This window comes from Protofrankia coriariae, assembly GCF_001017755.1.
GTDB classification, from domain to species: domain Bacteria; phylum Actinomycetota; class Actinomycetes; order Frankiales; family Frankiaceae; genus Protofrankia; species Protofrankia coriariae.
This window is the reverse complement of record NZ_JWIO01000002.1, coordinates 66,428-83,623: the sequence shown is the minus strand read 5'-3', so window position 1 is coordinate 83,623 and position 17,196 is coordinate 66,428. Positions and strand designations below refer to the sequence as shown.

Sequence of the window (17,196 nt, the reverse complement as noted above, 5' to 3'; positions counted from 1 at the left end):
CCGCCGTGGCGGGCGGGCCGCTGATCACCACGACGGACGCACCGGACACCGCGGTAGCCACCTCTGGGCCGGGCGCCGCCGGCGGCCCGGCACCGGCGGCGGTTGCCACGGCCGCGGCGGTATCCGCGCTGCCCACCGCGAACCCCACGACGCAGGCCAGCGCCGGGCCAACCAGCGGGCCGGCCGGCCCCGGCGGCGGGCCTGGCGGTGCCCCGAGCACCGCGCCGCCCCCGGCGCCACCGTCATCACCGGCGGATTCCCGGGTGGCGGTGCCGGACGTGCGGGGCATGGTGCTGGGCGACGCGTCCGCGGCCCTGCGCCGGGCCGGCTTCAGCAACATCCCCTACGTGTACGACTGCTACCGCTCCCCCGACACGGGCAATGTGGTGCGCCAGGACCCGGTGGCCGGCACGCGGATCGCGACAACGTCCGCGGTACGCCTGTACCTGCAGGCCAACGACTGCTCGGACGTGCCGAACGTCGTCGGGATGACGCTGGACGACGCCGCGGCGACCCTCAAGAAGGTCGGCTTCACCAACATCCCCTACGTGTACGAGTGCCTGAACTCGAAACAGATCGGGGCCGTCGTCACCCAGTCGGTCGCGCCGGGGACCAGCTACGGCAGAAGCAAGCCGGTGAGCCTGAAGCTGCAGGCGAACAACTGCTGATCACCCAGGCTGGCCGTCACACCGGCCAGCCGTAACGGCCGTCGGTCAGCCGGAACGGTCGATCGGGCGCGGCCGGTTCGACCACAGCGGCGGAGCGGCCCGCAGACCCGACCGGGACTCCTCGGCGGCCCGGGAGCGGGCCTCCTCGTCCGCGCGCGGGCCCGACCGAGCATCGTCCCCCGACGACGACCGCAGGCCCGGCTCGGGGTCCTCGCCCGACCGCAGCCCCGGCCGGACGTTCTCACCGGACCACAGGCCGAGGCGGGCATCCTCACCGGAACGCAGGCCTGGCCGGCCGTTCTCCCCCGGGCGCAGGCCCTGCCGGGTGTGACGGCCGAACTCGCGGGCCAGCGGCAGCGTGGGCCGTTGCGGGACGCGAGCGCCCACCGCGGACCGGTCGAAAGCCGCCCGGACGCCCGCCGAAGGCCGCGGGTCGACCGTGCCCTGACGAGGCACCGCCGCCCACATGTCGACCTCGACGATGATCTCCCCGTCCTCGGAGGCCATCCGCAGCCGCCCGCCGTGGACCTCGACCAGGCGCCGCACGACGTACAGGCCCATGCCCGCGCCGTCGGTCTCCCGGGTGGCCGTCCCGTCCCGCTGGGTGAACGGCTCGAAGAGCTGGCGGATCGTGGCCGGGTCGAGGTCGGGGCCGGGATTGCGCACCCGCAGGATCACCTCGTCGCCCACCCGTCCGGCGATCAGCCGTACCGGCGCTCCCGGCCAGGAGTGCACCAGCGCGTTGTCGACGAGGTTCGCGACGACCTGGTGCAGCGCCTGCCGGGCCATCCGCACGGGCAGGTTGGGCGGGACGTCGACGGTGACGTTGGCGGCCGTCGTCGGCGTGTAGGACAGGGTCGCGAGGACCTCGTTGACGACCTCGGGGAGGTCCGCGACGCTGTTCTCCTCGGTGCCGGTGGCCGTCGCCGCGGTGAGCATGTTCTCCAGCAGCCGGGACAGCCGGTCGGAGTAGCTGACCGCCGAGTCGAGCATGTCGTCGAGCTGCGCCGGGGACATTCTGTCCCGCCGGCGCTTGATGGTGAGCAGGGTCCCACGGATGCCGGTCAGCGGCGTGCGGAACTCGTGGGAGACGGTGGCGACCAGGTCACTGCGGATCCGGTCGGTCTCCTCCAGGCGGGCCATCAGGCTCTGCTGCCCCTCGTAGAGCTGCGCCCGGAAGTGCTCGGCCCGCCGCCGCGCCTGCTCGTTGAAATGCCAGAAGATCACCTGCGCGGCCGCCAGCGCGCAGATGAACGCCGCGCTGACCGCGGCGAACACCCAGGACGACCCGGTGCGCTCGGCCATGACGATCTGGTCGCCCACCACGCCGTTCGCCACGAACACGAACGCGATCGCCAGCAGGTAGACCGTCCAGTCCTCGTACAGGGCGATGAGGGCCACGACCACGAAGAAGTGGAAGTACACCTCGGTCTGCCCGTGCGAGAGGTGGACGAACACCACCGAGCTGCACAGCAGCCCGAGGCTGGTGGCCAGCGCCCGCAGCCGGCGCACACCCGGCATGACGGCCGCGCCCAGCAGCACCGCGGACGGGGCGGTCGAGGCCAGGCCCTGCCAGATCCGGAAATCCTGGTACCAGGCGAAGACAACGATCGCGGGCAGGTGGACGGCCAGGACCCAGACCAGCAGCCGGTGCCGGGCGACCCAGTCCTCGGTGGGCAGGCCGCGCCCGTGCGGCATCCACTCCAGCAGCTCCTCGCCGATCTTACTGGTGACGCTCGCGGGATCCACCGCCGCGGACCGGCTGCCGGAATCCGACAAATCGACACGGCGAACCCGGCCGGCGCGCGCACCACCGTGGCGACGCCGCGCCCGGTCAGGTACAGGGGCCGCGGAGGACATCCGGGCTATCCTGCACCGATCACCATCGGACGCACCATGGCCGTCAAGGATGGTGTGCCATGCCAAGCATGCCTACCTGGGACTAGACCATCTTCACCAGTCCGCAACAGGTTCAAAAGGGGCATGGCGCGGTGCGTGCCCACTTCGACAACCTGTGGGCTGCAAGGTGGCCTTCGGAAGGGCCGCCGTAGGAGGAGGACCCTGTGCTCCCCGTGACCCTGACCGCTGCCAGCCCGACCTGCGCCGCAGCCGCCATGGACCCGACCTGCGCCGGCCCGACGTCCCCGCTCACCCCACTCACTCCGCTGCCCTCGCTCGCCGCGACGACGCAGGCGGTGGCCACGAAGGAGCCGGCCGAGGGCACCGTCCCCCGGCTGCGTCTGATCACTACCGGCCGCCGGACGGGTGAGACCGTCCACGGCCGCGGCGGCCCGAGCTCCTGCGGCTGCCGGGAGTGCGCGATGGCCCGTCATCCCGCCTCCCTCCCCCGTCTCGCGGTAGTCCGATAGCCCCGGTGGTCCGATAGCCCGATCGGGTGGTGCCGTGCCGGCCCGGCTGGCACGGCGGCCCGACAGAGCCGTCTCACAGCGCCACGGATATCGCTTCGCTCACAGCAATCGACCTGATGTCGATGACGACCTGTCAGATCAACAGGTCGTCCCGCGTGAAACCGGGTTCGGCAAGCACCTCGTCGAACAGCACCCGCTCACCTCCCTGCCTGGCCGCACACGTCGTAACGCTGCCCCGTGAGAACGCCTCGCGGAGGCTGCCTCCGGCGCGGCGTTATCGCGAGATCGCGCTGTCGGAGATCAGCGTAACCGCGCACGGATGGGCTCCACCAGAGGTCAACGCCAGAACCTGGCGAGGTATCTGGTGCGGCCGGCCGCCGCACGAGCGGCACAACGGATCGGACGCGGAACAAAGGCCGCCGACCATGATCACTCAGGTCGACGGCCTTTGCCATCCCTATTCCGATGTAGCCCCGACCGGATTCGAACCGGCGCTACCGCCTTGAGAGGGCGGCGTCCTAGGCCACTAGACGACGGGGCCGAACTGTTCTTTTCTCCATCTTCAAACGGCCCTCACTCTACAGCGAGGAACATCTGAAGCTGGGGTACCAGGACTCGAACCTAGACTAACGGAACCAGAATCCGTTGGGCTGCCAATTACCCCATACCCCAAGGCTGCCCTTGCGGGCGAGGCCCACTGTACCGCATCCGCACGGGGAGCAGGGCGGCAACCGCGCCGACGCTCCGTCGGCGCGCCGGCCCGGCTCCCCGGGCCCGCCAGCGCCGCCCGGCATACCGGCCACAGGCCGGCCACACGCCGGCCAAGCCGCTCAGGCCGCTCACCGGTCAGGCCGGTCAGGCCGGTCAGGCCGATGTCAGCGGGCCACGACCGGGTTGGTGAGCGTGCCGATGCCCTCGACCGTGACGGCCACGGTCTGGCCGGGGTTCAGCGGGCCTACGCCGGCCGGGGTCCCGGTCAGCAGCAGGTCGCCGGGCAGCAGCGTCATCGCCGCCGACATGTAGGCGATCAGCGACGGGATGTCGTGCACCAGCAGCTTCGTGCGTGAGTCCTGCCGCAGCTCGCCGTCGACGGTGGTGCGGATCGCCAGGTCGGAGGCGTCCAGATCGGTCTCGATCCAGGGGCCGACCGGGCAGAAGGTGTCATGCCCCTTGGCCCGGGTCCACTGGCCGTCCGCCTGTTGCTGATCACGCGCGGTCACGTCGTTCGCGCAGGTGTACCCCAGGACGACGTCCAGCGCGCGGGCCGCCGGGACGTCCCGGCACAGCCGCCCGACGACGATCGCAAGCTCACCCTCGTAGTCGACCCGGTCGCTGTCGGCGGGCAGCGCGACCGGGTCCCCCGGCCCGACCACGCTCGTCGACGGCTTGAGGAAGAGCACCGGGCGCTGGGGCACGGCGTCCCCGCCCATCTCCCGGACGTGGTCGGCGTAGTTCTTGCCGACGCACAGCACCTTGCTGGGCAGCACCGGCGCGAGTAACCGCACGTCGCCGAGCGCGTGCCGGGCCCCGGTGAAGCTGAACGCGCCGAACGGATGGGGGGTGATCGTGGCCACGGTGGCCTCGCCCGTCTCGACCGAGCCCTCGACGACGCCGAAGGCCGGTTCCGTCCCGTCTGTGAACCTCGCGATACGCACCCTGCCGACGTTAACCGGCCAACCCGCGGCCGGCGAAGCCGGTGGGGCTGCCGAAACGGCCCGTTCGTCATCCAACGGGCGGCGGAGGCCACAATCGCAGGAGGGCGTGGGACCGGTTTCGCATGCCCTCGAATCACGCATACCCTCAGCCGCGCACCCCAGTGCACGCCCGCCCTCAGTGCACGTCCACACAGCGCCAGTCCGGAAGGAGCCAGGTGAGCGAGATCACACCCGTCTACGATGTCGGCGCGCCGGAGCCGAAGCCCATCGACGAGGAACTGAGCGTCAAGCTCGGCCACCTCGCCGAGGACGCCATCCTGCGCGGCAAGCCCAACGGCACCGAGCGGTGCGACAACTGCCTGTACTACCTCGACACCGACAAGGACATCACCTACTGCTGGCACCCCAAGCTGCGCATCCTCGTCGGCGGCGACTGGTGGTGCCAATGGTGGGAGGAGATCGAGGAATAACCCCAAGGGTCCGCGGCCCGTTCCCGACGGGTCCGGTCCGCGGCCTGCTCCCATCCATAGATCGTCCATACGTTGGCGGCCTGTCCCGTCAGCGAGCAGCCCGGCCGGCTGACGAATGTCAGCCCGGTCGGCGGGCGTCAGTCCAGTCCGTCCGCGAACACGGCGAGGGCCGCGGCGAGCGTGTGATCGAGCAGAGCGGCTACCTCCGGCCAGCGGGCTTCCGGCTCGTCGGTGTACACGAACGTCGCGCTCTCCGTTTCGGTGGGCCGTAGGGCCTGTACCGGCAGAACCCGCCCACCCGGACCGGCCTCGTCAACCGGTGCCGGTTCGGCATCCGCGACGATTTCAGCAAGGACGGTGAGCGCAAGCACTCCGGTTTCACCATGCCCGACCTTCTGGATGACGGCGACGAAACGCAGGGTCTGCTTCAGCACCCGCAGGCGAAGGTTCGTCCACCAGGTTCCGTCACGGAGATTGACGAAGAAGTCGGCCTCGCGCGCCGCCCGTATGATCTGCGCCCGCCACCAGTGCGCCTCGGGCTGCGGAGGTGCCCCTGTGTGCACCTTCGCCCGGGTGTCCTCATCAATCGCGGAAAACTCCGTCCGGATGCTTTCACCCAGATCCGTCAGGTAGTTCACGACAAGGTTCTGGAGCCGTCGAGCAAGATCCTCGGCCCGCTCCTTCTTGTTCTGGTCGCTGCCCTGTCGGACGGCTCGCAGCCGTCCGACGTAGGAACGGGCGACGTCCACCGCTCCCGCGCCATCCGTCTCGGGCCGGGCGGGACGCTCGAGCTCCGATCGGAGAGCCACGATCTCCAGCCGGGCGAAGAGGCGCACGAGGTCGCGCAGATCACCGTCGTTGGCGCGGTCGAGCGCGGCGATGTAGTCGGCGCGGGTGAAACGGTCGACGACCAGCGGCGCGTATTTCGACCGCAGCAGCACCAGAAGCGTCAGAGCGCGGGCGACCCTGCCGTTGCCGTCCTCGAACGGATGGATACCGATGAAGGCGTGATGCAGCCAGGCTGCCCGCACGACGGGATGGGTTCCTACCGACTCCCGGTAATAGACCAGCAGCCGGTCCATTTCGCTTTGGACGTGCTCCGGCGGGACGTACTCAAGCGTCGTGTCGTCCGGCCGGCGGACATGATTGGGGTGTTCCTTCCATGCGCCGTGACGCAGGGGTACCTTGACGGGCCGGCCGAACGCCGTCGTCGCGTCGTAGGTCGCCTGCCGGCCGCAGATCGCCGTGTGCACCCGGCGGACCAGCGTGATCGAAAGATCCTCCCCGTCACGCACCGCATCCGCGAGAAAGGTCAGGGCGCCGAACTGGGAGCGGATGATCTCAAGCACATCCTCGTCCACCCCGCCGTTACGGGCCGCCACCTCGGCCGTGAGGCCCTCGGCGACCAGCGCCTCGGTCACGCCCCACTCGACGTCGTACAGACGCTCGATGATGCCGGTCTCGATGGCGTGACGCCGCAGGCTGCGGTACCGGGCCGCGGTGAAGTCCTCGTGGCTCGCGGTGGCCACGGCTTCCTGCCAGGCCCGCTGGAGCGCGTCGACCGTGGCGAGGGCCTGCGCGAGGTCGCCGTTGACCGTCGGCACCGGACGCACCTCACGCCAGGGGATCACACGACTGTCAACCACGATCAAAGTCTACCGGCCCCCAAACGGACCGATCATGACGCATGCACGCCAGTAGGCACCGGGGAAGCCCGGACTCGTCATATCAGCCCACCCGCGATCTCCGGAAAGGCCATCGCCGACGTTGTGGGCTTCTCCCGCTGTGATCGACCTCTTCCGGAGGGCCTATGTCGAGGCCGATTCCACGTGCTACCCGCGCCGCTTCGTCCAGCATCGCACTGCCGCGCTCACGGTCGTCGCTACCGGACAGGAGCTGGCCGAGCTGCATGAGCGAAATCACGAGATCATGCTGCTTGCCGGCATTGACCGGATCCGCCTCCGCCAACCGCCTGGCAATCGCCAGATCCAGTTCATAGTAGGCACGCGCCTGATCGATTTCCCCCGATTTCACGGCCAGCGCCGCAAGCCTGTCGTAGGAGATCGACAGGTCGCGTTGCGCCTGACTATCCGTCGGATCCGCCTCCGCCTCCGCCAACCGCCGGGCGGAGGCGACCATGGTGTCGCCGCGCTCCCACGCCGCCGAGGTGATACCGATGTTCAGCAGCGCGGCGAGTTCCCGATCGACAAGCTCGAGAAATCCCCGGCTGTCCGGCGGTACCATCGGCACGACCTCGCCCAGCAGCGCGGCCACCGACGACTCGCCCGTGAGCATCTCGGCGACGTCCAACGTGAATGCGACGACGTCGTCGAACCTGTGCTGGGCACTGCGGTGGCGGGCGACCTCCACCACGTCGGCGAAATCCCCGCGTCCCGCATCGAGCCGGGCCAGCCGCATGCGCTCTGCCCTACCGTGCCGCTCTGCCCGGGTCTCGGGCTCGACGTCGACGAGCCGGGCGGCGATCCACGGGTGGACGAGCACATCGCCGTCGAGACGTAACAGCAGTGTCCGGTCCGCGAGCCGCATAACCGCCGATGAGACCATCCGACGCCGCTGATCGTCAGGTTCTTCACCCAGCTAGGCGAATGCAAGATCGTCGGCTGACATGGGAACGTTCGACACCGCCGCATGGAGCAGCAGTGAGCGCTCATCGGCGGTCACTGTCGCGAGCAGCAACTCCAGGACGATGTCGCGGCTGCCGAGCAGCAGAGCATCATCCACCGCCCGATCGAAGGTGCGATCCTCGGAGAGATCGACGCCGAGTTCGTCGGCCAGGCCCACGATCCGCTCAGTGACCTACCGTAGGTTCGCGGCGCCGTTGCGCAACAACGCGTCAACGAACTCCACCAGCCGCGGATGCCCGCCGACCGTCCGGGCCAGGGTGCGCCGGTCGGTCTCGTTCAGCGTCCGCAGGCTCGGCAACCGCAGGAGCAGAGGTCTTGCCGATACCGCCGGGCCCGGTCAGCACCACGCCGGCGACCGCGCCGTACCGCTCCACCGCGGCCCGGCCGCCGCGCAGCACGTCCAGCGCGGTACGGACCTCGCGGCGCCGCCCGACCAGATCCCCCATGGCCAGCTCGCGGACGGTGCCACCGGCCGGCGCGGCGAACGGGCGGGCAAGCGGACGCGGGTCCGCGGCCATGTCCAGCAGCGGCGGGTCATCGGCCGCGGCCAGCAGCGTCGCGGTGGCGTACTCGGGCGGGGCGAGGCGGCCCGTGGCGCGCGCGGCCGTCCGCCGGTCGGCGTCCACCTGCCGGCGGGCAGCGGCGAGGGCCGCCGGCACCGAGCCGGCCCGGCCGGTGGCCAGCTCCTCGTAGAACACCCCGGCCAGATCGGTCGCGTAACGGTCGGTGACGGTCGTCTGTATGGCCACCACCCGGTCGGCGCCACGCCGGACCAGGGTCGCGGCCAGCCCGTCCGAGCCGGCCGGCTCATCCGGACCCGCTGAGCCATCCGAGCCCGCTGAGCCGACCGGATCCGCTGAACCGCCTGGGTCTACTGAGCCGTCCAAGCCCGCTGAGCCGGCCGGGCTGTCCGGGCCGGGCGGGCTCGCGGTCGCGCCGGAGCAGGACGACAGCACGATCAGCGGCAGTGGGCGGGACGCACCCTTCAGGGCGTCCACCAGCTCCTCGGCGCGGACCGGCACCGGGTTGCCGTCCTCGTCCTCCAGCTCCACCGTGGACGCCGAGCCGTGCGCGGACAGGTGCAGCACGTGGTAGAAATCGTCGCCGTCCGTGCTCTGGCCGCTCAGCGCGTCGGCGATCTGCTTCAGTCCAGCGACCTCGAGGATCGTGACCTGCGCGGCCCCGGACCCCGCGACCCCGCGACCCCGCGGACAGCATCGATGATCGCCTGCATCTCGGCTTCGACGTCGAGCGGCGGGTTATTCGTCCGGGTCTCCTCCGGCGCGGCCACCGCCACCAGGATCTTCAGCGGGCCGGTCGCGGCCCGGCGCAACCCGGCGGCCCTGCGGGTGAAGCGCACCCCGGGCATGGTCGCGAGCAGCCGCCCGTCGGCCAGCCGCAGCAGCTCGTAGGGCAGTGCCAGCGCCGGGCCGTCGGCCTCCACCACGACGTCCACGGCCGTGCCGAAGGGAGACGTGTCGATCAGCTCGGTCAGCCGCCGCGCGGCGTCGGCGTCCAGCAGCGCCTCCCGCAACCGGTGACCGGCCTGGGACAGGCGCGCGTCCGCCTCCGCCGGGCTCCCTGGCAGCGACGCCCACACCGTGCCGAGCCCGGGCGGCAGCGCCGTAACGCGCTCCCCCAGCGACGTGCCGGACAGCACCGCGCGGCCGTCGTCCGCGGCAGCCTCGCCCTCGCTGCGGCGGCGGTACTCCGGCGAAGCCATGACCAGCACATGGTCGGACTCACGGACCTCGGCCAGCATCCACAACGGCCAGTCCTGCCGGCGTTCGTTCGCCGACAGGTCGAGCTTCGCGTCGATCTCCCGCGCCCGCAGGAAGATCCACAGATCGCGGACGACATTCTCGTACTCGGGCGACTCGTGGGCATAGGAGAGAAACACCCGCGGCGGACGATCCGTCACCGGAATATCACCATACCGGCACCGCTGCCTGCGCTGTCCCTCACGCCGTCCCCCGCCATCGCCATACAAGGGGAATCATAAGCATGCTTCGGTGACAGCCCTCTCACCGATACGGAAAACGGTCAGTTCAGATAAAAGTTGAACAAGTCATTCATATGCTGACATCGGGACTGATAATGCGCTGATGATGCGCTGCTGCCAGTCGCCCCGGACGTTGCCACTCACCCCGAAGCGCCATGAAACGGCTACTTGGGAACGATCTGCTCGCCCTGGCGGTGCAGGCCGTAGGTGACGGCGTCCTGGAGCGCCTCCCAGGAGGCGGCGATGATGTTCTCGTCGACGCCGATGGTGTCCCAGCGGTCGCGGCCGTCGCTGGTGCCGACCAGGACCCGGGTCACCGCGCCGGTGCCGGATCTGCCGTCGAGGATGCGCACCTTGTAGTCGACCAGGTCGAGGTCGGCAAGGCCCGGGTAGCTCTTCTCCAGGGCCTCACGCAGGGCCCGGTCGAGGGCGTTGACCGGGCCGTTGCCCTCGGCCGTGGACACGTGCCGCACGCCGTTGGAGACGAGCTTCACGGTCGCCTCACTGACGACCTCGCCGTCCGGCCGCCGCTCGACGATCACGCGCCACGACTCGAGGGTGAAGAACCGCCGGGGGCCTTCGGTCTCGTCGCGCAGCAGCAGCTCGAACGACGCCTCCGCGGCCTCGTAGGTGTAGCCGGCCGCCTCCCGCTCCTTGACCAGGTCGACGACCCTCCCCAGCGCCTCCCGCTGGCCGGAGAGGTCCAGGCCCAGCTCCCGGCCCTTGAGCTCGATGGTGGCCCGGCCGGCGAGCTCCGAGACCAGCATCCGCATGTCGTTGCCGACCACGGCGGGGTCGATGTGCTGGTACATGTCCGGATCGATCTTGACGGCACTGGCGTGCAGGCCGGCCTTGTGGGCGAACGCGCTCGCGCCGACGTAGGCGCGGTGGGCGTCCGGCGCGGAGTTGGTGATCTCGTCGATGGCGTGCGACACCCGGACCAGCTCGCGCAGCCTGCCCGGGGGCAGCACCCGGCGGCCGAGCTTGGTCTCCAGCCCGGCGACGACGCTGAACAGGTCCGCGTTGCCGCAGCGCTCGCCGTAGCCGTTGGCGGTGCCCTGAACGTGGGTGACGCCGGCCTCGACCGCGACCAGCGTGTTCGCGACCGCGCAGGCGGTGTCGTTGTGGCAGTGGATGCCCAGCCGGGCGCCGGTGCGGTCGCGGACGGCGGAGACAACGTCGCCGATACGCGTCGGCAACATCCCGCCGTTGGTGTCGCAGAGGACCACGACCTCGGCGCCGGCCTCGGCCGCCACCCGGACCACCTCGAGGGCGTAGTCGGCGTCGGCTCGGTAGCCGTCGAAGAAGTGCTCCGCGTCGACGAACACCCGCTTGCCCTCGGCGCGCAGATGCGCCACGGTGTCGCGGATCATCGCCAGGTTCTCGGCGGGGGTGGTGCGCAGGGCGCGCTCGACGTGCCGGCGGTCGGACTTCGCCACCAGGCAGACGACGGCCGTGCCAGCCTCCCGCAGGGCGGCGACCTGCGGGTCGTCGGCGGCGGTGGTGCGGGCCCGGCGGGTCGCGCCGAAGGCGGTGAGCAGGGCGTGCTCCAGCCTCAGCTCGGTGCGGGCGCGGTGGAAGAACTCGGCGTCCTTCGGGTTCGACCCGGGCCAGCCGCCCTCGATGAAGCCGACCCCGATCTCGTCGAGGTGCCGAGCTACCGCGATCTTGTCGCCGACCGACAGCGACAGCCCCTCCTGCTGGGTCCCGTCACGCAACGTCGTGTCATAGACGTGAAAGGAGTCGGGATCGTCTGGCTGCACGGCGTGCCTCTCAGCTGCGGATCACCTGCGGGTAGTCGGCCATCCGCGGATCGCGATCTGTGGATCCGGACCTGCGGATCCGCGGGGTGTCACGCGCCCGGCGGCGTGGGTGGGCAGCCGGCACGCGCGACGATGGCGGGTTCACCGCCGACTGCCCACTGTACGGCGCCACCCGCCCAGAAGCCCGCGATCCCCCAGCTCACGACAAAGCCCGCACCACACCCAGACCGACCTCCACCTTTTGGATCATCATCAGATGATCCAAAAGCCCCGGACGGCGGCCCGCCCAAGAGGCAGGGGCCCCCAAATAGTCGCGAAAGCGACTATTTGGGGGAGGCCCCTCAGTCGCCGGCGAAGCGGCGTAGGCGTTCGACCTGGAGGATGGTGACGGTCTGGCCCTCGGCGAGGATCCAGTTGCGCTTCTCGAACTCTCGCAGGGCCTGGTTGACCGACTGGCGTGAGCCACCCAGCAGGGAGGCGATCTCGGTCTGGGTCAGGCCCAGTTCGATCAGCGGACGCCCGGACTCCCGCATCCGCATCAGCAGCAGCTTGGCGACACGCCGGGGCAGGTCGAGGAAGACCAGGTCGGCGTTTGCCCCGGTCAGCCGGCGGACGTGAGCCACCAGCGCCCGGATGAGCTGTTCGGCGACGGCCGGGCGCTCCCGGACCAGCTCCCACACGGCGGCTCGGTCGAGGACGACGGCCTCGCTGGGTTCCAGCGCCTCGACGCTGGCCGAGCGCGGGCCGGCCTCGACGATGTTGAGCTCGCCAAGGGTGTCGCCGGGACCGGCGATGTTCAGGACGTGGTCACGGCCGTCGTCGGCGGTCGTGAGTACCTTCAGGCGGCCGGAGGCCACTACGAGCAACGTGTCAGCGGGATCACCTTCAGTAAGCACAACCTGACCGCGGCGATATCGGCGCACGACGGATCGTGCGGCGAGGCGCGCCAGGGCCGGCTCGTCCAATTCCTTCAGCAACGTGGTCGCCCGCAGCAGCGCGACTACCTCTTCCTCCTGCACACCGTGACCGTAGCGCCAATGTCGGGAAATGTGGGCGCCCGGTGCCCCCCTTGTGCAGTGATGTGCGTCGATGGAGCAAAAAACGACACAGAAGGAACAGTCAACCAAACAGAGGCACACTGCTCCCTAAACAGACACCCGCTGGGTACTCCAGCAACGCACTACATCGCGCATGGACAACACGCCGGCCACGTCGCCCCGATCGCAGACGATCAGGTGCCGGAACCCGCCACGCAGCATCGCGCCGGCAGCCTCCGTCAGCGGCCAGCCGGGATCGGCGAACACGACGTCCCGGGCGACATGATCTCCGACCAGTTCGACGTCCGGGTTCTGGCCGGCCGCCACCGACATCAGAACATCACGTTCGGTCAGGATGGTGTACCCCTCGCCGTCGACGTCCCGCACAATGGCCGCGCCCACCTTCCGGGCTGCCATCAGCCGCGCCGCCTGACGCAGGGTGTGGTTCGGGCCGATCATGAGTACCGGACTGGTCATCCCGTCGGAAACCCGCATCACGCCTCTCCCCGGGGCTTGTGCACTTGTGAAAAAGAGCCTGACAGGAGAGAGTAGGCGCGGAATGGTCCGCTGACCAGACCGTCACGACAAACAACGGTCCGTGGGCGGAACCTGGATGAAACCTGGGCAGAACCCGGATGGAACCCGAGCGGAACCCAAGTCGAACAAAGCCGGAATCCGGGCGGAACACGGCTGTATCCCGCCCGCCGGCCCCGTGGCATCCGCTCGTGCCACCCGGCCGCGACGGCCGTGCGAAAGCGTGATCACACGACAGTGCGGTCAGACGTACCGGCCAGCCGGCAGGCCGGCCGTCACGACATGCCCGGCCGACCGGGCCGACCGGGCCGACCGGGGCCAGAACTATCTCCGGCGGATATCGACCGTCCAGGCACTGGCCCGTGGCGCGACTGACGATCCGCCGGAGACGGCCCGCGGAGCCCTACGGTTCCTGGACGAGCTCGTTCCAGTTCTTGTAACGGTCGATCTCCCCGCGGGTCGCCTGGTGGAACAGCTCAAGCAGCTCGCGGGTGATCGGGCCGGGGCGGCCCGCCCCGACCGGGCGGTCGTCGATCTCGACGATCGGCACCATCTCGGCCGCCGTCCCGGTGAAGAACGCCTCGTCCGCCAGGTACAGGTCGGTGCGGACGATGTGCTGCTCGCGGACCTCGTACCCCTGGTCCGCGGCGATCTGCATGATGGACGCCCGGGTGATGCCGCCGAGCGGCCCGTCGCTGAGCGGCGGGGTGATCAGCCTGCCCTCCGAGATGATGAAGACGTTCTCGCCCGACCCGTCGGCGACGTTCCCGTTGGGGCTGGTCAGGATGGCCTCGTCGTAACCGGCCTTGAGCGCCGCGACCTTGGCCAGCGACGAGTTGAGATACTGCCCGGACGCCTTGGCCGCCGGCGGAATGATGTTGTTGTCGTTGCGGCGCCAGGTGGACACGGTGGCCCGGCAGCCGTTCTCCTCCGCGTCGGCGCCGAGGTAGGCGCCCCAGGGCCAGACCGCGACCATCACCTCGATCGAGGAGGGCAGCGGGTTGAGGCCCATCTCCCCGTACCCGAGGTAGATCAGCGGCCGGATGTAGCAGGCGTCGACCCTGTTGACGGCGACCGTCTCCTTGACGGCGGCGACGAGCTCGTCCTGCGTGAACGACGGCTCCATCATGTAGATCTTGGCGCTGCGGTACAGCCGCGCGATGTGGTCGGTCAGCCGGAACACGGCGCTGCCGCGGGCGGTGGGGTAGGCGCGGATGCCCTCGAAGACACCCCAGCCGTAGTGCAGCGTCGGGTTGAGCACGTGGATGTGGGCGTCGTCCCAGTCGACGAACTGGCCGCTCATCCAGATCTTCGATGTCGGTGTGATGGGCACGGGTGACTCCAGGCGTATGCGACGAAGCGTGTGGGCGAGTGACGATCGCGCCGATCTTCGCCGTGGTCGGGCCCCGTCGGCTGCCGTCGTACCGGATCTACGGCTCTTCAAAGAATAGCGTTTCTCCGGCCGCTTGCATCAGCTCGCGTACGGATAACCACCTTCTGAGCAGGAACGACAACGGACAGCACCGGACGGGCTGCACGGCCGTCCGGCGCAGGCCTGCCTACCGGCTCAACCGGTGTAGCCGGCGACCCGCGCCGCCAGGTCCTCCCCGACCTCCCGCGTGGAGATCTGGTCGTGCAGGTAGCCGTTGCGCGGCCGGGAACGCTCGGCCAGGGACGCGGCGACCGCCGCCTCCACCCGGGCGGCGTCCTCCGTCCGGCCCAGATGCGCCAGCAGCATCGCGACCGACAGCACGGTGGCGGTCGGGTCGGCGATCCCCTGCCCGGCTATGTCCGGCGCGCTGCCGTGCACCGGCTCGAACATGCTCGGGTTCTTCCCGGACGGGTCGAGATTGCCACTGGCAGCCCGCCCGATACCGCCGGTGATCGCCGCGCCGATGTCGGTGAGGATGTCCCCGAACATGTTGTCGGTCACGACCACGTCGAAACGCCCGGGGTCGGTGACGAAGAACATCGAGGCCGCGTCCACGTGCTGGTAGTCGACCTGGATCTCGCTGAACTCGGGGGCAACCTCGGCGACCGTGCGCAGCCAGAGGTCCCCGGCGTTGGTCAGGACGTTCGTCTTGTGGACGAGGGTGAGCCGCCGCCGGGGACGCGCCCGCGCCCGGTGGAACGCGTCCCGTACGACGCGCTCGACGCCGAAACGGGTGTTGAGGCTCTCCTCGGTGGCCACCTCGTACGGGGTGCCGCGGCGCAGGGTACCGCCGGCGCCCGCGTACGGGCCCTCGGTGCCCTCCCGCACCACCACCATGTCGATGGTGTGCTCGCCGGCCAGCGGCGTGGCCACACCCGGGTACAGCCGCACCGGGCGCAGGTTGACGTGATGGTCGAGCTCGAAGCGCAGCCGCAGCAGCAGCCCGCGTTCGAGGATGCCGCTGGGCACCCCGGGGTCGCCGACCGCGCCGAGCAGGATCGCGTCGTGCTCGCGCAGTTCGGCGAGCACCGAGTCCGGCAGGGTCTCGCCGGTGGCGTACCAGCGGCGCGCGCCCAGGTCGTAGTCGGTGGCCTCCACCTTGGGCTCGATGACACGCAGGACACGCAGGCCCTCCGCGACGACCTCTGGACCGATACCGTCCCCGCCGATGACCGCAAGCCTCATGAACGCGACTGTAATCCGTCATCCCCCACCCGCGGCGCCCACCCCCGCCCGCAGCCGTGGCGGGCCTTCGTGGCGTGTTCGCACCGTGTTCGCAGCACGATCACACCACGTTCACACCGCGTCGGGCCCACCGCGCCGGGCCCACCGCGCCGCGGGTGCGGGTCATCTGTCGGCGACGGCGTCTTCGATGATCAGGCGTACGCGCCGCAGCATCTCCCGGCAGATCGCAGGAAACATACCGAAAAATCAGACAAAATGTACGCCGAAGCTTTCGACATACATTTCCTCATGATTCTCCGCGAAAATTTTCCGCATACTTCCTCCGGACGGCCGGAAAATGCCCGGGATGGGCGCGGGGCGCGCGACACGCACGATGAATCGCCGATGGCGACAAAGGTCCTCACGTACAGTGCACCGACCACATACCACAACCGCCTCGGCAAGCAGCTCCGTAACCGGCTGGAGGTGAGCGGGCATCTCCCCCGGTCGGGCACGCGTGGCATGCGACGGCACAAGGGAGTGTACGACGCATGATCGTTGAAACAACGCCACCACCGGTCCGCTCCGCCACCCACCGCGTGACCGGTCCCGTCCGCGCGACCGGTTCCGCGGACGAGTGGTCCGACGCGCTGCGCGACGCGCTGGCCGATCCGGAGCAGCCGCGCATCGTCTTCCAGCCGATCGTCGATCTCCGGCGTGGTGTCATCGCCGGGTACGAGGCACTGGCGCGTTTCGGGACGGCCGCGGCGCCCTCACCCGACCTGTGGTTCGCCGCCGCCGAGCGCGCCGGGGTCGCCGCCCGCTTCGAGGCCAGGGTGCTGCGGGCGGCACTGGCGGCTCGCGAACGGCTGCCACCCGACTGCTTCCTCAGCGTCAACGTCATGCCGAACCTGCTGACCACCACGGAGGTTGCCTCGGTCTGGGCCGATGCCGATCTCAGCCGGCTCGTCCTGGAGTTCAACGAGACGGTCAGCGCCGAGCGGACCCCTGAGCTGGCCACCACCATCCAGGCGCTGCGCGAGCGCGGCGGCCGCATCGCCATGGACGACGTCGGGTCCGGCTACGCGGGGCTGCGCCAGATCGCCAGGGTCCACCCCGACCTGGTCAAACTCGACCGGGAGCTGGTCGCCCGCGCCGACGGCGACCAGGTGCGGCGGACGTTGACCGAACTGGTCAACGTCTTCGCCCGCAGGTTGGACGCCTGGGTGATCGCCGAGGGCATCGAGCGTGACGAGGAGCTGGCCGTGCTCGTCGGGCTCGGCGTCCCGCTCGGGCAGGGCTGGTATCTCGGCCGCCCCGCACAGAACTGGCAGCGCCTCGACCCCGCGGTCGCCAGGCGCATCCGGCTGCTCGCCCAGCGGACCGGGCGCGGCGAGGGGGTGGGCAGCCTGCTCGAACAGGTACGGATCCGCGTCGGGGACGGCCGGCCGCCGCGC

At 70.2% G+C, this 17,196-nt stretch carries 16 protein-coding genes and 2 tRNA genes; 4 read left to right on the top strand and 14 right to left on the bottom strand.

Annotated elements, in window-relative coordinates:
- Positions 1 to 668: PASTA domain-containing protein (locus FrCorBMG51_RS01430; RefSeq protein WP_162233155.1), on the top strand; the 668-nt coding region annotated here is incomplete at its 5' end.
- A gap of 45 nt (positions 669 to 713) precedes the next feature.
- Here FrCorBMG51_RS01430 and FrCorBMG51_RS01425 read toward each other — a convergent pair.
- Positions 714 to 2,528: a sensor histidine kinase gene (locus FrCorBMG51_RS01425; RefSeq protein ID WP_047221345.1), complete on the bottom strand. Its 1,815-nt coding sequence runs from the start codon at positions 2,526 to 2,528 to the stop codon at positions 714 to 716.
- A gap of 203 nt (positions 2,529 to 2,731) precedes the next feature.
- On the opposite strand from FrCorBMG51_RS01425, the gene FrCorBMG51_RS01420 reads away from it, so the two are divergent.
- On the top strand, positions 2,732 to 3,037 hold the full coding sequence (locus FrCorBMG51_RS01420; protein WP_013874870.1) for a hypothetical protein: 306 nt from the start codon (positions 2,732 to 2,734) through the stop codon (positions 3,035 to 3,037).
- 468 nt (positions 3,038 to 3,505) lie between these two features.
- On the opposite strand, the gene FrCorBMG51_RS01415 is transcribed toward FrCorBMG51_RS01420, so the two are convergent.
- From FrCorBMG51_RS01415 to FrCorBMG51_RS01405, 3 genes are all read right to left on the bottom strand, one after another.
- Positions 3,506 to 3,578: transfer RNA gene (locus FrCorBMG51_RS01415), tRNA-Glu, on the bottom strand.
- A gap of 59 nt (positions 3,579 to 3,637) precedes the next feature.
- Positions 3,638 to 3,709 (bottom strand) — tRNA-Gln (locus tag FrCorBMG51_RS01410).
- A 203-nt stretch (positions 3,710 to 3,912) separates the two neighbouring features.
- A complete protein-coding gene (locus tag FrCorBMG51_RS01405; protein WP_047221344.1) occupies positions 3,913 to 4,692 on the bottom strand; it encodes a fumarylacetoacetate hydrolase family protein in 780 nt (259 codons plus the stop codon).
- 215 nt (positions 4,693 to 4,907) lie between these two features.
- Between FrCorBMG51_RS01405 and FrCorBMG51_RS01400 the strand changes: the two genes are divergently transcribed.
- A complete protein-coding gene (locus tag FrCorBMG51_RS01400; protein ID WP_047221343.1) occupies positions 4,908 to 5,162 on the top strand; it encodes a hypothetical protein in 255 nt (84 codons plus the stop codon).
- A gap of 137 nt (positions 5,163 to 5,299) precedes the next feature.
- On the opposite strand, the gene FrCorBMG51_RS01395 is transcribed toward FrCorBMG51_RS01400, so the two are convergent.
- From FrCorBMG51_RS01395 to FrCorBMG51_RS01350, 10 genes are all read right to left on the bottom strand, one after another.
- Positions 5,300 to 6,808, bottom strand: a complete 1,509-nt coding sequence (locus FrCorBMG51_RS01395; protein ID WP_157180348.1) for a Fic family protein — start codon at positions 6,806 to 6,808, stop codon at positions 5,300 to 5,302.
- A gap of 82 nt (positions 6,809 to 6,890) precedes the next feature.
- Entirely contained in the window at positions 6,891 to 7,709 is an 819-nt protein-coding gene (locus tag FrCorBMG51_RS01390) for a hypothetical protein (RefSeq protein ID WP_047221341.1), read from the bottom strand.
- Between the two features lie 51 nt (positions 7,710 to 7,760).
- Positions 7,761 to 7,964, bottom strand: a complete 204-nt coding sequence (locus FrCorBMG51_RS01385; RefSeq protein ID WP_047221340.1) for a hypothetical protein — start codon at positions 7,962 to 7,964, stop codon at positions 7,761 to 7,763.
- A gap of 52 nt (positions 7,965 to 8,016) precedes the next feature.
- The gene (locus FrCorBMG51_RS01380; RefSeq protein ID WP_338052674.1) at positions 8,017 to 8,946 is read right to left on the bottom strand and encodes a CHAT domain-containing protein; all 930 of its coding nucleotides are present in this window, start codon (positions 8,944 to 8,946) and stop codon (positions 8,017 to 8,019) included.
- A gap of 5 nt (positions 8,947 to 8,951) precedes the next feature.
- Positions 8,952 to 9,728 carry an SEFIR domain-containing protein gene (locus FrCorBMG51_RS01375; RefSeq protein WP_047221338.1) on the bottom strand — a complete coding sequence of 259 codons (777 nt, stop codon included), beginning with the start codon at positions 9,726 to 9,728 and terminating at the stop codon, positions 8,952 to 8,954.
- A gap of 245 nt (positions 9,729 to 9,973) precedes the next feature.
- Positions 9,974 to 11,572, bottom strand: a complete 1,599-nt coding sequence (gene cimA / locus FrCorBMG51_RS01370) for a citramalate synthase (protein WP_047221337.1) — start codon at positions 11,570 to 11,572, stop codon at positions 9,974 to 9,976.
- 341 nt (positions 11,573 to 11,913) lie between these two features.
- A complete protein-coding gene (locus FrCorBMG51_RS01365) occupies positions 11,914 to 12,591 on the bottom strand; it encodes a Crp/Fnr family transcriptional regulator (RefSeq protein ID WP_043603981.1) in 678 nt (225 codons plus the stop codon).
- Positions 12,592 to 12,717: 126 nt separating this feature from the next.
- Positions 12,718 to 13,104, bottom strand: coding sequence for a CBS domain-containing protein (locus tag FrCorBMG51_RS01360; protein WP_047221336.1), 387 nt, complete (start codon positions 13,102 to 13,104; stop codon positions 12,718 to 12,720).
- A gap of 442 nt (positions 13,105 to 13,546) precedes the next feature.
- Positions 13,547 to 14,476 (bottom strand): branched-chain-amino-acid transaminase, encoded by a 930-nt coding sequence (gene ilvE, locus FrCorBMG51_RS01355; protein WP_047221335.1) that lies wholly within the window; start codon positions 14,474 to 14,476, stop codon positions 13,547 to 13,549.
- 234 nt (positions 14,477 to 14,710) lie between these two features.
- The gene (locus tag FrCorBMG51_RS01350; RefSeq protein ID WP_047221334.1) at positions 14,711 to 15,760 is read right to left on the bottom strand and encodes a 3-isopropylmalate dehydrogenase; all 1,050 of its coding nucleotides are present in this window, start codon (positions 15,758 to 15,760) and stop codon (positions 14,711 to 14,713) included.
- 530 nt (positions 15,761 to 16,290) lie between these two features.
- On the opposite strand from FrCorBMG51_RS01350, the gene FrCorBMG51_RS24530 reads away from it, so the two are divergent.
- Positions 16,291 to 17,196, top strand: a 906-nt coding sequence (locus FrCorBMG51_RS24530) for an EAL domain-containing protein (RefSeq protein WP_047221506.1), incomplete at its 3' end; no start/stop codon positions are given.